This is a genomic window from Mesorhizobium sp. NFR06 (assembly GCF_900115245.1).
GTDB lineage: Bacteria > Pseudomonadota > Alphaproteobacteria > Rhizobiales > Rhizobiaceae > Mesorhizobium.
In genome coordinates this window covers 13188-27958 of sequence record NZ_FOVT01000016.1, presented here as the reverse complement: position 1 = coordinate 27958, position 14771 = coordinate 13188, and the positions used below count along the sequence as shown (strand labels likewise).

The following is a 14771-nucleotide window of genomic DNA, read 5'->3' as shown; positions in this document are numbered from 1 at the left end:
ATCCTTATCGATCTTTTGGGTCGAGCGCGTCGCGCAGACCGTCGCCGACGAAGTTCAGCGCAAACAGCGTCGAGACGAGGAAGAAGGCCGGGAACAGCAGCAGCCAGTTGGCATAGCCGATGTTCTTGGCGCCGACCGAGATCAGCACGCCCCAACTGGTCATCGGCTCCTGCACGCCAAGGCCAAGGAAGGAAAGAAAACTCTCCAGGATGATCACCTGCGGCACCAGCAGCGTCATGTAGATGACGACCGGGCCGAGCAGGTTGGGGATGACGTGGCGCAACAGGATGCCGCGCTGGCCGACGCCCATGGCCTCCGCCGCCTGGACGTATTCCTGCCTGCGGATCGACAGCGCCTGGCCGCGCACGATGCGCGCCATGTCGAGCCACAGCACCGCGCCCACCGCCAGAAACATCAGCACGAAGTTGCGGCCGAAGAACACCACCAGCATGATGACGAAGAAGATGAAGGGCAAAGAATAGAGCACGTCGACGATGCGCATCATCACCTCGTCGACCTTGCCGCCGGCAAAACCCGCCGTCGCGCCGTAGATGACGCCGATGACGCCGGCGACGACGCCGGCAAGCAGCCCGATGGCTAAGGATATGCGCCCGGCCATCAGCGTGCGCGAGAGCAGGTCGCGCCCGGTGTTGTCCGTGCCGAACAGGAAATATTGCTGCTTGATGGCGGAACTCATCGTCATTTCGAGTCCGTCGGGCGACTTGCTTTCGATCCTGGTGTCGTCGAAAGCGTCGGAACGGTCGAGATAGCGGATGTTGCGGTCGTCGACCGGCTTCTTGGATGTGACGGTCACAATCACGCGGCTGCCGTCCTGGTGCCACTCCTTGATGTCGACGCGCATGCGCTTGATGGCGTCGGTCAGCGCGCCTTGGATCATGTCGGGCTTCGGATAGGCCGAAAGGCTCGGCGGCATGCGCACATAGTCGCCATAGATGGCCGTGTATTGATGCGGCACGACCCACGGACCGAACACGCTGACAACGGCGATCAGCGCCAGGTAGTAGAGGCTGAACATGGCCGCGCGGTTGCGCTTCAGCCGCGCCCAGGCATTGCCCCAGAGCGAGCGGCCGACGATGGGCTCGGGTACGGCGACGGCAAGGTCAGTCATAGCGCACCCTCGGGTCGACCACCGCATAGAGAAGATCGACGATCAGGTTGAAGACGATGGTGAAGAGCGCGATCACCACCACTGTTCCCATGACCAGCGTGTAGTCGCGGTTGAGCGCGGCATCGACGAAATAGCGGCCGACGCCCGGGATGGAAAAGATGGTCTCGACGATGATCGAGCCGGTCAGCAGCGCCGCCGCCGCCGGACCGGTGAAGGAGACGATCGGCAGGACGGCGCCGCGCAGCGCGTGTTTGACCACCACCGACCAATCGGAGAGACCGAGCGCGCGGGCGGTGCGGATATGGTGCGAGCGCAGGCTCTCGATCATCGAGCCGCGCATCAGGCGGGCGACGATGGCGATCTGCGGCAAGGCGAGCGTCAGCACGGGCCCGACCTTGTTGATGAAGGCGCCCTCGCCCCAGCCGCCGATCGGCAACAGCTTCCAGGACAGCCCGAAGAGGAGCTGGATCACCGGCGCGATGACAAAGGTCGGGATGGTGCTGCCGGCCGTGGCCAAAGCAATCACCGAATAATCGGCCAGTTTGTTCTGGTTGAGCGCCGCGATCGTGCCGAGGATCGAGCCGAGCAGCAGAGCCAGCACCAGTGCCGACGAACCGATCTGCACCGAGATCGGCAGGCCCTTGGCGAAGAGTTCCGTGACGGTGAAGTCAGGCAAATTGTAGCTCGGGCCGAAATTGCCGCGCAAAAGATTGCCGAGATAGTGGACATATTGCAGCCAGAGCGGATCGTTGAGGCCGAACTGGGCTTCGAGATTGGCCCTTATCTCGGGGCTCAGGCCCCTTTCCTGGTTGAACGGGCCGCCAGGCGCGACACGGATCAGGAAGAACGCCACCGTCACGATGACGAATAGCGTCGGGATGGCGGTCAACAGCCGCCGGAAGACATAACGCAGCATCGGCGCTCCGCTTCAGCCAGGGCGTCAGGCTCTCCAGTCGAAGATCCGTGACGCGCCGGCATCTCTGATCTTCGCACCTGGCCTGACGAAATCAAATCCGACTTTCGGCCCGGTACGATGACAGACCGCACCGCCGCTGCCCATGAGGGGAGCGGCGGCGCGGCCAAGGTGAATGGTTCAGTCCTTGGAGATGAAGCGGGACGGATGGATGTCCATCACATTGTCGTCGAAGCCATGCAGCTTCGAGGAAACGATGTCGTGGTAGCTGTAGTAGAGAAGCGGGATCTCGCCGACGTCGTCGACGAGGATGCGCTCGGCCTCGGCGAGGTCCTTCATGCGCTCCTCAGGCTTGCCGCCGGCGGCGGCTGCCTTGTCCATCGCGGCCTCATAGGCCGGGCTGTTATAATTCGAGTAGTTGTTGCCGCTCGCCTTGCGCGAGATGCCGAGGAAGGTCTCGGGATCCTTGTAATCGGCGATCCAGGCGGCGCGGGCAACGTCGTAATTGCCCTTCTGCTCGAGGAAGCTGTAGTGGGTCTTGGTGTCGGTGTTGAGCAGCGTCACCTCGACGCCGAGCGGCTTCAGCTGTTCCTGGATGGCGACCGCCGTGTTCTTATGGTTCTCCGAGGTGTTGTAGCGGATCTCCATCTTCAGCGGATGCTCGGGCGTGTAGCCGAGCTTTTCCAGGATCTTCTTGGCCGCGTCCTCGCGGTCGATCTGCGGCATGTCGGCATATTTGGCCAGTGCCGGCGTGTAGCCCTCGATGCCCGGAGGCACCATCGAATAGCCGGGCAGCATCGAATTCTGCCAGACCTTCTCGGCTAGGAAGTCGCGATCGATCGCCATCGAGATGGCGTTGCGCAGCTCGACATTGTCCCACGGCGCCTTGTCGGTCTTGACCGCATAATAATAAGTGCCGAGATATGGCCCGACACGGACCTGGTCACCGAATTTGGCTTTGAGATCGGCGAGCTGTTCGGTCGGCAGGTCACCATAACTGTCGAGTTCGCCGGCCTCGAAGCGCTTCATGGCCGACGAGCGATCCTCGGTGGGGATGTAGTTGACGGTGTCGATCTTGACGCTGGCGGCATCCCAGAATTTCGGATTCTTGACCAGCTTGAGATGGTCGTTGGGCACCCATTCCGCCAGCGTATAGGCGCCGTTGGAAACCAGCTTGCCCGGCTTGATCCAGTCGGCGCCGAGCTTGTCCATGGAGGCCTTGCTGACCGGATAGGTCGCCTGGTGGGTCAACATCTCCAGGAAATAAGGCGTCGGCGCCTTGAGCGTGACTTGCAGCGTGTTGGCGTCGACCGCCTTAACGCCCATGTCCTCGGCCTTGCCTTTCTTGGTGTTGAAGTCCTCAGCGCCCTTCACCGGATAGAGCATGGATGCATATTCGGCAGCGGTGGCCGGATCTTCCAGCCGACGGAACGAATAGACGAAGTCGTCCGCAGTCACCGGGCTGCCATCCGACCAGAGGCCGTCCTTGCGCAGCTTGAAGGTGTAGACAGTGCCGTCGTCGGACACGGTCCAGCTTTCGGCGGCGCCCGGAATGAGGTTCGTCTTCTGGTCATGCATGACGAGGCCCTGGAACAGGTCGCGTATGATATCGGCTTCGTAGACCGTCGACGTCTTGTGCGGATCGACCGTCTCCGCCTCGGCGGCGGCTCCGCGGTTGTAGACCACTTCGGCGAACGCGGGCGTGTAGAACGCCCCGGTCGCCAGAGCCATGGTGGTGGCGAACACCGTCGCCTTCAGCATGTTTTTCAGCATGAAGTCTCTCCCTGTCGGCGCAGCCCCTCAGCCACGCCTACTTTAAGTGTTGACGCCCCGGAACCGTTGAAACGGCCCCGTTTCAGGCGTGCCACCGGTCCCTTCCGGCGGCTGGTGACAGGACACTAGACAGAGCGAAATCTTATTTCAACCATTGCCTGCTTGACGCTAAGTGAGCGTCATCACGCTAAAACAGCGAAGCCTAAAGCTTACAGCTTGCTTTCAACTTGGCACACCTGCCGGTTGCTCGATGCATTGTCTGTTTTTGCAGGCCGGTCTTGGCATTGTCCGCACCATGCTAAAAAACCGAAAACTCCCCGTTTCTTGGTCTCGGTTCCGGGTCGACGCCACAGGTACGTCAGCGATCGAATTCGCCATGCTGGCGCCGATTTTCATCCTGCTCCTGCTCGGCATGGTTGCATACGGAATTTATTTTGGCGCGAGCCATTCGGTGCAGCAGATTGCCGCCGACGCGGCGCGAACGGCGATCGCCGGCCTGAACCAAACCGAGCGGCAGGCGCTGGTCACCGATTTTATTGCTCACGACGTCTCGGACTATCCGTTCGTCGACCCCAGCAAGCTGACCATCAATGCGCAGGACAGCGCCGCCGACGGCAGCCAGTTCGTCGTCTCGGTCAGTTACGATGCGCGCAACCTGCCGATCTGGAACCTTTTCCAGAAGCTGCCGCTGCCGGGCACGACGATCCAGAGCCGATCGACGATCCGCGTTGGAGGCATATGATGCCTATGAAGGGGGGCTCAGGGCGGTTCATCGTTTCCCGGAAATGCAAGACCGCTCTATCTTTTTGCCGTGACGCGAACCCGGCCGGAAGACCGGTTCGCACTTCTCCCGCAATTGGTTTCATGGCGGCAACGCGACGGCTGCTCGCCGACCGCAGCGCCAATTTCGCCGTCATGACGGCGCTATGCACGCCGGTGGCGCTGGCGCTGACCGCCTTCGCGGTCGATGAAGGCGCGCTTTACAACGAGCGCCGCGCCGCTCAGTCGATCGTCGACCTCGCCGCCATCAGCGCTGCCTCGAACATCACCAATGCCCAGCAGGCGGTGCTGACCACGCTCAGCGACAACGGCATAACCTCGGTCGCCGTGCAGCAGCAGGGCGCAACCGTGGCGCCAACCGCCACCAAGGCCGTCATCCAGGTCGTGCCGGGGCGTTATACCGGCGTCAGCGCCGTCGCAGCCGACAGCCGGTTCGAGGCGGGCAAGCTCCCTTACAATGCCGTGCAGGTGTCGCTGAAGAAGCAGGGCACGCTCTATTTCGCCGGCTCGGTCATGTCGCCGCCCACCATCGGCACGACCGCCATCGCCAGCGCGCAACCGCAGGCGGCTTTTTCGATCGGGTCGCGGCTCGCCAGCCTCAATGGCGGTATTCTCAACGCGCTTATCGGCGCGCTTCTCGGCAGCAACATCTCGCTCAGCGTGATGGACTACAATTCGCTGATCTCGGCCGATGTCGACGTGCTCTCCTTCGTCGACCAACTTGCCGTGCAGTTGAAGCTGACCGGCGTTTCCTATTCGGACGTGCTCGCCTCGAAGGCGACGATCGGACAGATCGCCACCGCCATGGCCAACGTGCCGGGGCTCGACCGTACGGCCAAAATCGCGCTGCAGACCATGGCCTCCAGCGCCACCAACACGGTCAAGATTCCGCTCAGCAATCTCGTCGACCTTGGCTCGGTGGGTAATCTGGGCCTCGGACAGCAACCCGCAGGGCTGTCGCTCGACGCCAGCGCCCTCAGCCTGCTGACGGCGGCCGCCGCCCTGGCCAACGGCACGAACCAGGTCGCGGTCAATCTCGGCGCCACCATACCGGGGCTGACATCGACTACGCTTTCCATTGCCATCGGCGAGCCCATGCAGAACTCGCCATGGCTGGCGGTGGGGGAAGCAGGCACCGTCGTGCGCACGGCGCAGACGCGTATCAAGCTCAATGCCAGCGTCACCCTCGGCAATCCCAATCTCGGCGGCGGCATCAATCTGCTTGCGGTCAACCTGCCGCTCAATGTCGAGGTCGCTTATGCCGAAGCCAAGCTGACCGATATCACCTGTCCGACCGGCCCCTCCAGCATCAAGGTTTCGATTGCCGCGCAGCCGGGTGTGGTGGCAGCACATCTTGCCAACAGCAGCGCCAACGGTTTCGCGGACTTCACCAAACCGCAATCATTTAGCGACGCCGAAATCGCGGACGTCAGCCTCAAGCTGCTTTTGATCAACCTCAACCTGCTGCAGATCAACGGCCAGTCGGCCTTCTCGATCACCAACATGGCGCCGACCAACCTGACCTTCAGCGCCTCCGACATCGCCAACAAGGCGACCAAGACGGTATCGACGAAGAACCTGACGCAGTCGCTCACCACGTCGCTGGTCAACAATCTGTCGCTGTCGGTCAGCACGCTGGGGCTCGGCCTCGACGTGACCGCCCTGCTCGGCACGGTGAAGCCGGCGGTGACGACGCTGCTCAACGGCGTGACCGTGCCGGTCGACAGCCTGGTCTACAACGTGCTTGCGGCGCTTGGCGTCCATGTCGGGGAAGCCGATGTGCGCGTGACCGGCGCGACCTGCGGGCGCTCGGTGCTGGTGCAGTAAGCCGCGATCAGACAATCCGCGCCAGGAAGCAACCGAGCAGCGGCAACGCGAGCGTTCCTTCCTCATGAGAACCCGACGCATCGACCGCAAGGTCGAGCGCTTCGAGCTGCCCGAACTCCGCCGGCAGCGTCCAGCTTGCCGGTTCGCCGGCGAAGTTGAAGACGCAAAGCAGTTTCTCTCCACCACCCTCGCGGACAAATGCCAGCACATCGCCTTCGGCGTCCAGAAAGCGGATCGAGCCGCCGACCAGCGCCGGATGGCGCTTGCGCAGCGCCAGAATGGAGCGATAGGCGGAAAGCACGGAACCATCCTTGCCATCCTGAACGTCAGCGGCACGCGCACGATGCGCTTGCGGCACCGGGAGCCATGGCCTGCCGGTGGAGAAACCGGCATTTTCCGCCTCCGCCTGCCAAACCATCGGCGTGCGGCAGCCATCCCTGCCCTTCACGCCCGGCCAGAAGCGGATGCCGACGGGATCACGCAGATCCTCATAGGCGAGTTCAGCCTCCTCGAGGCCGAGCTCCTCGCCCTGGTAGAGGCAGATCGAGCCGCGCAGGCAGGCGAGCAGCGCGATCGAGAACTTCGCCACTGCGTCCGAATTTCCGCCGGGCCGTGTCCAGCGGCTGACATGGCGCACGACGTCATGGTTGGAGAAGGCCCAGCAGACCCAGCCGTCCGGGGCGGTCGTCTCGAACGCCTCCACGCAGCCGCGCACATGGGCGGCGGAAAATTGCGGGCCGAGCAAGTCGAACGTGTAGCACATCTGCAATTTGTCGCCGCCGGACACATAGGCGGCGAGCGTCTGCAAGGAACGCTCCTCATCACCCACCTCGCCGACCGCGGCGCGGTCCGGGTACCCGTCGAGCAGGGCGCGGAAACGCTTCAGGAAATCAAGGTTCTCGGGACGCGTCTTGTCGAAGAGATGCTCCTGGAAGCCATAGGTGCTGGTCGAACCGTTGGTGCCGGCGACGCTTGCCGCCAAGGGCGGGTTGTCGCGCAGCCAGCGGTCGTGGACATAGTAGTTGACCGTGTCCAGCCGGAAGCCGTCGACGCCGCGCTCCAACCAAAAGCGCACCGTGTCCAGCAGCGCGTCCTGTACCTCGATGTTGTGGAAGTTCAAATCCGGCTGCGCGGCGAGGAAATTGTGCATGTAATATTGCCGGCGTGTGGCATCCCACTCCCAGGCCGGGCCACCGAACAGCGATTGCCAGTTGTTGGGCGCACTGCCGTCCGGCCTGGCGTCGGCCCAGACATACCAGTCGGCCTTGGCATTGTCGCGGCTGGCGCGGCTTTCGGCGAACCATTCATGCTTGTCCGATGAGTGCGAGATTACCTGGTCGATGATCAGCTTCAGGCCGAGCCGGTGCGCCTCGGCGACCAGCGCGTCGAAATCCTCCAGCGTCCCGAACATCGGATCGACGTCGCGGTAGTCCGACACATCGTAGCCCATGTCGGCCATAGGCGACTTGAAGAAGGGCGAGAGCCAGACGGCGTCGGCGCCGAGAGACGCTATATGGGCGAGCCGTGCGGTGATGCCCTTCAAGTCGCCGCTGCCGTCGCCGCTCGTATCCTGAAAGGAACGCGGATAGACCTGGTAGATGACGCAGCCGCGCCACCATTCGGCTCCGTGTCCGGGATTATCGCCAGCCATCACGACCCTTTCCTCATGCGCGCTTCCGTTATCCGGCTCTCGATCATGAAATTGACGCTGCGGCCAGGCAGCGGCCGTTCCAGGTCGACCTGCTGCGCATCGATTGCCGGGCGCCACTCAAAACCCGCTCGCGCCGGCAGGCTGAAGACACATTGACGGCGGTCGCCATTGATCAGGACCGCCAGGCGGCTGCCTTCGGCATCGCCGAGCAGCATGACGAGGCGATGGCGGCCGGCATCGTTCCAGTCGGCCTCGCCGAGCGGGGCGCCGGTCTCGGTCAGCCAGGCTACGTCGGGGATTTCCGATCCGTCGGCGGGCTCGCCGGTCAGGAAGCGTATGTCCGCCAGCGCCGGAAAGGCGCGGCGCAGCGTGGCGAGCGATGAGGTGTATTGCTCCAGCGCCCGGTCGCGGCCGGCCCAATCGAGCCAGGTGATGGCATTGTCCTGGGCGTAGGCGTTGTTGTTGCCTTTCTGCGTGCGGCGGAACTCGTCGCCTGCGGTCAGCATGATGATACCGCGCGAGGCAAAAAGCGTCGCAAGCAGCGCGCATTGGTCGTCGAAGCGGGCTTTGCCGATCGCCGCGTCGTCCGTTTCGCCCTCGGCGCCATTGTTCCAGGACAGGTTGTCGTTGTGGCCGTCGCGATTGTGCTCACCATTGGCGTCATTGTGCTTGCGCTCATAGGCAACGATGTCGGCCAGCGTCATGCCGTCATGCGCGGCAATGAAATTGACGGTGCGGCTCGTCGGCCGTCCTGCCCCGCCGAAGAGGTCTGAGGAACCGGCTAGCCGCGTGGCCAAGGCGCCGATCACGCCCGCGTCGCCGCGCCAGAAGCGCCTGACATCGTCGCGATAGCGGTCGTTCCATTCCCGATATGGCGGGCGGAAATTGCCGAGCTGGTAGCCGTTCGGACCGATGTCCCAAGGCTCGGCGATCAGCACGCGGTCGGCAAGCAGCGGATCGTCTACGATGGCCTTAAGCAGCGGCGCGTCCGGATCGAAGGCACCGTCGACGCGTCCGAGAACCGGCGCCAGATCGAAACGGAAGCCGTCGACACCGGCGTAAAGCGCGAAATGACGGAGCGTGTCGAGCACCATCTCGCGCGCCACCGGATGATCGCAGGCGACGGTGTTGCCGGTGCCGGTGTCGTTGGCCAGCCGGCCGTCCGGCAGGTGCCGGTAGTAGGCCAGCGCATCGAGGCCCCGCAGCGACAGCGTCGGGCCCAGCCGGTCGCTTTCGCCTGTGTGATTGAAGACGAGGTCGAGGATGGTGCCGATGCCGGCCTCGCGCAACACCGCGACGGTGCCGCACAATTCCCGGAGGCCGCCGGGCGCCAGCCGCGGGTCGAGCGCCATGAAGGTGACGGGGTTGTAGCCCCAGGCGTTGCTGAGGCCCAGCGGCGGCAGGTGGCGCTCGTCGATCGAAGCCGTGACCGGCATCAGCTCGACGGCGCAGACGCCGAGGCGCTTCAGGTGGTCGACGACAGCCGGATGGGCAAGCGCCGCGATGGTGCCGCGCTGCGCTGCCGGTACATCCGGATGCAGTTTGGTGAAGGAGCGGACATTGAGTTCGTAGATCAAACCGCCCGGCTGGAAGAGGGGCGGCTTGCCTGGCAGCGGCTGCGGCGCGGCACGCGCAACCGTTTTCGGCATCAGCGGGGACGTGTCGGCGCCTTCACTGCGTTTAGCGGCAAGTCGCCAGTGGTACTGGTATGGCCGGTCGATCTCGACGGCGTACGGATCGGTGAGCAGCTTGTTCGGGTCGAACCATAGGCCGTGTTCCGGCGCATAGTCGCCGTCGGCGCGAAAGCCGTAACGGGTGCCTTCGCCAAGGCCGGAGACGAAGAGCGCATGCACGCCCTCGCCTTCCGGTCTCAGCTCCAGCCGGTCGGTCTCGCGCGCGCCGGTCTCGTCGAAGAGCGAGACCCAGAGGCGTCTCGCCGATGAGGACCAGACGGCGAAACGGATGCCTTCGGGGGTGATGGTGGCGCCGAGGGTCATGCGAACTCCCCCTTTTCCCCTTGTGGGAGAAGGTGTCGCCGAAGGCGACGGATGAGGGGTGCTCCAGCTTGGCGCCGCCGGCGATCCGTCCAACATCCCTCATCCGTCTCGGCGCTGCGCGCCGAACCACCTTCCCCCACAAGGGGGGAAGGAAAGGCGCGCGACACCCCTCTCAAGTAATCACGCTCGGCTTGTTGCGGCCGGTGTGGCTCTTGATGCCCGCGATGTCGTCGGCGGCGGCGATGAGGTCGGCGAGCGCTTCCTGCGTGTCGAGATCGTGCCTCGCCTTGTCCGACTCGTAGCGCTCGATGTAGAGGCGCAGCGTCGCCCCGGAAGTGCCGGTGCCGGAGAGTCGCAAGACGACGCGCGAGCCACCCTCGAACAGGATCCGGATGCCCTGGTTCTTGCTTACCGAGCCGTCGACCGGATCGTGATAGGCGAAGTCGTCGGCACTGGCGATCTTCATGCCGCGCACGCTGGTGCCGGGCAGCGAGCCGAGCTTGGCTCGCAGTCCGTCGACAAGCGCGTTGGCGCGATCGCTCTCGACCTCTTCATAGTCGTGACGCGAATAGTAGTTGCGGCCATAGGTCTCCCAGTGCTTGGTAACGACGTCCTTGCAGCTCTCGCCGCGCGCGGCGAGGATGTTGAGCCACAAAAGCACGGCCCACAGTCCGTCCTTCTCGCGCACATGGTTGGAGCCGGTGCCGGCGCTTTCCTCGCCGCAGATCGTCGCCATGCCGGCGTCGAGCAGATTGCCGAAGAACTTCCAGCCGGTCGGCGTCTCGTAGATGCCGATGCCGAGTTTCTCGGCGACGCGGTCGGCCGCGCCGCTGGTCGGCATCGAGCGGGCGATGCCCTTCAGGCCGTCCTTGTAGCCCGGCGCCAGGCGGGCATTGGCGGCAAGCATCGCCACCGAGTCCGACGGCGTGACGAAGATGCCTCTGCCGATGATCAGATTGCGGTCGCCATCGCCGTCGGAGGCAGCGCCGAAGTCCGGCGCGTCGGGTCCCATCATCTCGTCATAGAGATGTTTGGCGTGCACCAGGTTCGGGTCCGGGTGGTGGCCGCCGAAATCCGGCAGCGGCTTGAAGTTGCGGCATGTGCCGTTCGGCGCGCCGAGCCGATGCTCGAAGATCTCCTTGGCGTAGGGGCCGGTCACGGCATGCATGGCGTCGAAGCGCATGCGGAAGCCCGATCTGAAGAGCTTCTTCAGCGCGTCGAAGTCGAACAGGCTTTCCATCAATTCGGCATAGTCCATGACCGGGTCGAAGACCTCGACCGTCATGCCGCCCGCCTTGACCGTGCCGATGGCGTCGATGTCGATGGCGTCGATGTCAGCGATCTTGAAGCTCGATATCTGCTTGGTCTTTTCGAAGATCGCGTCGGTGATCTTCTCCGGCGCCGGGCCGCCATTGCCGGCATTATACTTGATGCCGAAATCCTCATGCGGGCCGCCTGGATTGTGGCTGGCCGACAGGATGATGCCGCCGAAGGTCTTGTATTTGCGGATGATGTTGGAGGCGGCCGGCGTCGACAGGATGCCGCCCTGTCCGACCATCACCTTGCCGAAGCCGTTGGCGGCGGCCATGGCGATGGCCTTCTGGATGACCTCGCGGTTGTAGAAGCGGCCGTCGCCGCCGATCACCAGCGTCTTGCCCTGAAAACCGTCCAGCGCATCGAAGATCGACTGGATGAAGTTCTCGGCATAGTGCTCCTGCTGGAACACGGGCACCTTCTTGCGCAGGCCCGACGTGCCTGGCTTCTGGTCGGTATAGGGTTTGGTGGGGACGGTTCTGATCATGCCTCAGGCAGCCCTTTTCGAAAGCAGCAAGCGATAGAGTTCGACATATTTTTCGGCGCTCTTGTCCCAGGAGACATCGGCCTTCATGCCCTGGCGCTGGATCGAGGCCCAGGTCGCCGGGCGTGCATGCTGCTCGACCAGCCGCTGGATCGCATGGACGAGCGCGCCGCCATTGTTGGGTGCGAACTGGAAGCCGGTGGCGACGCCTGCCGACAACGCCGCCTCATTGGCATCGATGATGGTGTCGGCGAGACCGCCGGTGCGGGCGACGACCGGCACGCAGCCATAACGCAGGCCATAGAGCTGGGTCAGTCCGCAGGGCTCGAAGCGCGAGGGGATGACGATGGCATCGCAGCCGCCCTGCATGACGTGCGAAAGTCCTTCGTCGTAACCGACGACGACGCCGACGCGGCCGCGATGGCGGGCGGCGGCCGCAAGCAACCTGCCTTCGAGGCCGGCGTCGCCGGAGCCCAGGATCGCGAGGCGCGCGCCGGCGGCGACGATGCCGTCGACGACCGCGGCCAGGATGTCCATGCCCTTCTGCCAAGTCAGCCGGCTGACGACGCAGACGATCGGACTGTCGTCGACCTCGAGGCTGAACCGATCCTCGACCGCCTTGCGGTTGAGGTGGCGCGCCTCCAGCGTATCGGCGGAATAATTGGCAACCAGATGCTTGTCCGTCTCGGGATTCCAGATGTCGACGTCGATGCCGTTGACGATGCCGTAAAGGTCGGTGGCGCGCATGTTGATCAGGCCGTCGAGGCCCATGCCGAACTCCGGCGAGCGGATCTCCTGCGCATAGGTCGGGCTCACCGTTGTGATCGCCCACGCGGCCTGGAGGCCGGCCTTCAGATAGCCGACGCCGCCGTAATATTCGACGCCGTCGAGCTGCATGGCCACGGCCGGCAGGCCGAGCTCGCCGAAAATGCCGGCGCCGAACTGACCCTGGAAGGCGAGGTTGTGCACGGTGATCAGCGACGGCACCCCGACCGCCTTGCCGTAGCGCATGTAGGCCAGCGCCATCGCCGACTGCCAGTCATGGGCGTGCACGATGTCGGGCTGATAGCCGGAGATCGCGCCGCCGGCGATGTCACCACCGACCTGGCTGAGGGCCGCGAAGCGGCGCCAATTGTCCGGCCAGTCGGCGCCAGAAGCGGTGCCGTAAGGGCCGCCCTGGCGATCGAAGAGATGCGGTGCGTCGAGCACGAAGAGATCGAGGTCGCCGATCTTGACGGCATGGACCGAAGCCTTGCCGCCCTGCAAGAGCGGATACTGATAGACGGCTTTCTTCTTGGCGAAGGCCGCCATCACGACAGGATAGCCGGGAATCAGCGTGCGCATCGCGACGCCCTTGCCGGAGAGCGCTATCGGCAAGGCGCCGGTCACATCGGCCAGGCCGCCGGTCTTGACCAACGGAAAGATTTCAGGCGTGACCGAGAGAACCTGCATGCGCCTAACGATCCACTGCTAACGTGACGATCTGGTGATGAGAGTGACGGCTTGTTGATCGGATCCTATCAGGCTGACGACTTGCTGATCAAACTGACAGCTTGCTGATCAACCTGACAGCTTGCTGATCAGGTCGACAGCTTGTTGATCATCTCCTGCGTGATCAGGCAGATGCCCTTTTCCGAGACGCGGAAGCGCTTGGCGTCGAGCGCCGGATCCTCGCCCACCACCAGCCCTTCGGGGATGTGGACGCCGTGGTCGATGACGACGCGCTTGAGGCGGGCGTTGCGGCCGACCTGCACGTCAGGCAGCATCACCACTTCCTCGAGTTTCGAATAGGAATTGATGCGCGCGCCGGTGAAGATCAGGCTGCGGCGCAGCGATGCGCCGGAGACGATGCAGTCGCCCGACACCAGCGACGAGATCGCCTCGCCGCGGCGGCCGTCCTCGTCATGGACGAATTTTGCCGGCGGCTTCAATTCGGCATAGGTCCAGATCGGCCAGTCGCGGTCGTAGAGATCGAGCTCGGGCGTGATGTCGGTCAGGTCGATGTTGGCTTCCCAATAGGCGTCCACCGTTCCGACGTCGCGCCAATAGGGCTCGGACTCATGCGAGGAGCGCACGCAGGACTTGGCGAAACGGTGGGCGATCGCCTTACCATGCTCGACGATGTAGGGGATGATGTCCTTGCCGAAATCGCGGCTGGAGCCAGGCTCGGCGGCGTCGCGGCGCAGCTGCTCCATCAGGAACTTGGTCTTGAAGACATAGATGCCCATAGATGCCAGGGCGAACTCCGGCTTGTCGGGAATGCCGGGCGGATCGGCGGGCTTTTCGACGAAGGCGATGATGTTGTCCTTGGCGTCGACATGCATGACGCCGAAGCCGGTCGCCTCCATGCGCGGCACTTCGAGGCAGCCGACGGTGACGTCGGCGCCGGCGTCGACGTGCTGGCGCAGCATCAGCTCGTAGTCCATCTTGTAGATGTGGTCGCCGGCGAGGATGACCATGTATTCGGGCCCATAGGCCTCGATGATGTCGATGTTCTGGTAGACCGCGTCGGCCGTGCCTTCATACCACTGCGTTTCCGACACGCGCTGCGAGGCGGGCAGGATGTCGAAGCTTTCGTTGCGCTCGGGCCGCAGGAAGTTCCAGCCGCGCTGCAGGTGGCGGATCAGCGAATGCGCCTTGTACTGGGTGGCGACGCCAAGGCGGCGGATGCCGGAGTTGAGCGCGTTGGAGAGCGCGAAATCGATGATGCGCGTCTTACCGCCGAAATAGACGGCTGGCTTGGCGCGCCGGTCGGTCAGCTCCTTGAGGCGGCTGCCGCGGCCGCCGGCCAGCACATAGGCCATCGCATCGCGTGCCAGCGGCTGGGTTCTTTTGATCTCTGCCATTTTGTTACCCTCCCAAGTAGGCTGCCCGGACCAAAACTTTAGCCAGGTGAGATATCA

The 14771-nt window shown here is 63.9% G+C and carries 10 protein-coding genes; 2 read left to right on the top strand and 8 right to left on the bottom strand.

What is annotated here, in order from left to right; genetic code table 11:
- Positions 1-4: 4 nt before the first annotated feature.
- The 3 genes from F3H96_RS24000 to F3H96_RS23990 form a co-directional block, all read right to left on the bottom strand.
- The gene (locus F3H96_RS24000) at positions 5-1129 is read right to left on the bottom strand and encodes an ABC transporter permease subunit (RefSeq protein WP_149804168.1); all 1125 of its coding nucleotides are present in this window, start codon (positions 1127-1129) and stop codon (positions 5-7) included.
- Positions 1122-2045: an ABC transporter permease subunit gene (locus F3H96_RS23995; protein ID WP_149804167.1), complete on the bottom strand. Its 924-nt coding sequence runs from the start codon at positions 2043-2045 to the stop codon at positions 1122-1124. Before F3H96_RS23995 ends, F3H96_RS24000 begins: the two co-directional genes overlap by 8 nt.
- Before the next feature lie 177 nt (positions 2046-2222).
- A complete protein-coding gene (locus F3H96_RS23990; protein ID WP_149804166.1) occupies positions 2223-3815 on the bottom strand; it encodes a peptide ABC transporter substrate-binding protein in 1593 nt (530 codons plus the stop codon).
- Positions 3816-3987: 172 nt separating this feature from the next.
- On the opposite strand from F3H96_RS23990, the gene F3H96_RS23985 reads away from it, so the two are divergent.
- A complete protein-coding gene (locus tag F3H96_RS23985; RefSeq protein WP_244620133.1) occupies positions 3988-4557 on the top strand; it encodes a TadE/TadG family type IV pilus assembly protein in 570 nt (189 codons plus the stop codon).
- 122 nt (positions 4558-4679) lie between these two features.
- A complete protein-coding gene (locus F3H96_RS23980) occupies positions 4680-6422 on the top strand; it encodes a pilus assembly protein TadG-related protein (RefSeq protein ID WP_149804165.1) in 1743 nt (580 codons plus the stop codon).
- Between the two features lie 7 nt (positions 6423-6429).
- Here the strand turns inward: F3H96_RS23980 and F3H96_RS23975 are convergent, their stop codons facing one another.
- From F3H96_RS23975 to glgC, 5 genes are all read right to left on the bottom strand, one after another.
- A complete protein-coding gene (locus tag F3H96_RS23975) occupies positions 6430-8073 on the bottom strand; it encodes an alpha-glucosidase family protein (protein ID WP_149804164.1) in 1644 nt (547 codons plus the stop codon).
- Complete coding sequence (gene glgX / locus F3H96_RS23970; RefSeq protein ID WP_149804163.1) at positions 8073-10070, bottom strand: glycogen debranching protein GlgX; 1998 nt, start codon at positions 10068-10070, stop codon at positions 8073-8075. The genes F3H96_RS23975 and glgX overlap by 1 nt, the downstream gene beginning before the upstream one ends.
- 172 nt (positions 10071-10242) lie before the next feature.
- Positions 10243-11871, bottom strand: coding sequence for an alpha-D-glucose phosphate-specific phosphoglucomutase (locus F3H96_RS23965; protein ID WP_149804162.1), 1629 nt, complete (start codon positions 11869-11871; stop codon positions 10243-10245).
- Positions 11872-11874: 3 nt separating this feature from the next.
- Positions 11875-13320, bottom strand: coding sequence for a glycogen synthase GlgA (glgA, locus tag F3H96_RS23960; protein WP_149804161.1), 1446 nt, complete (start codon positions 13318-13320; stop codon positions 11875-11877).
- A 128-nt stretch (positions 13321-13448) separates the two neighbouring features.
- A complete protein-coding gene (gene glgC / locus F3H96_RS23955) occupies positions 13449-14714 on the bottom strand; it encodes a glucose-1-phosphate adenylyltransferase (protein ID WP_149804160.1) in 1266 nt (421 codons plus the stop codon).
- Between the last annotated feature and the right edge of the window lie 57 nt (positions 14715-14771).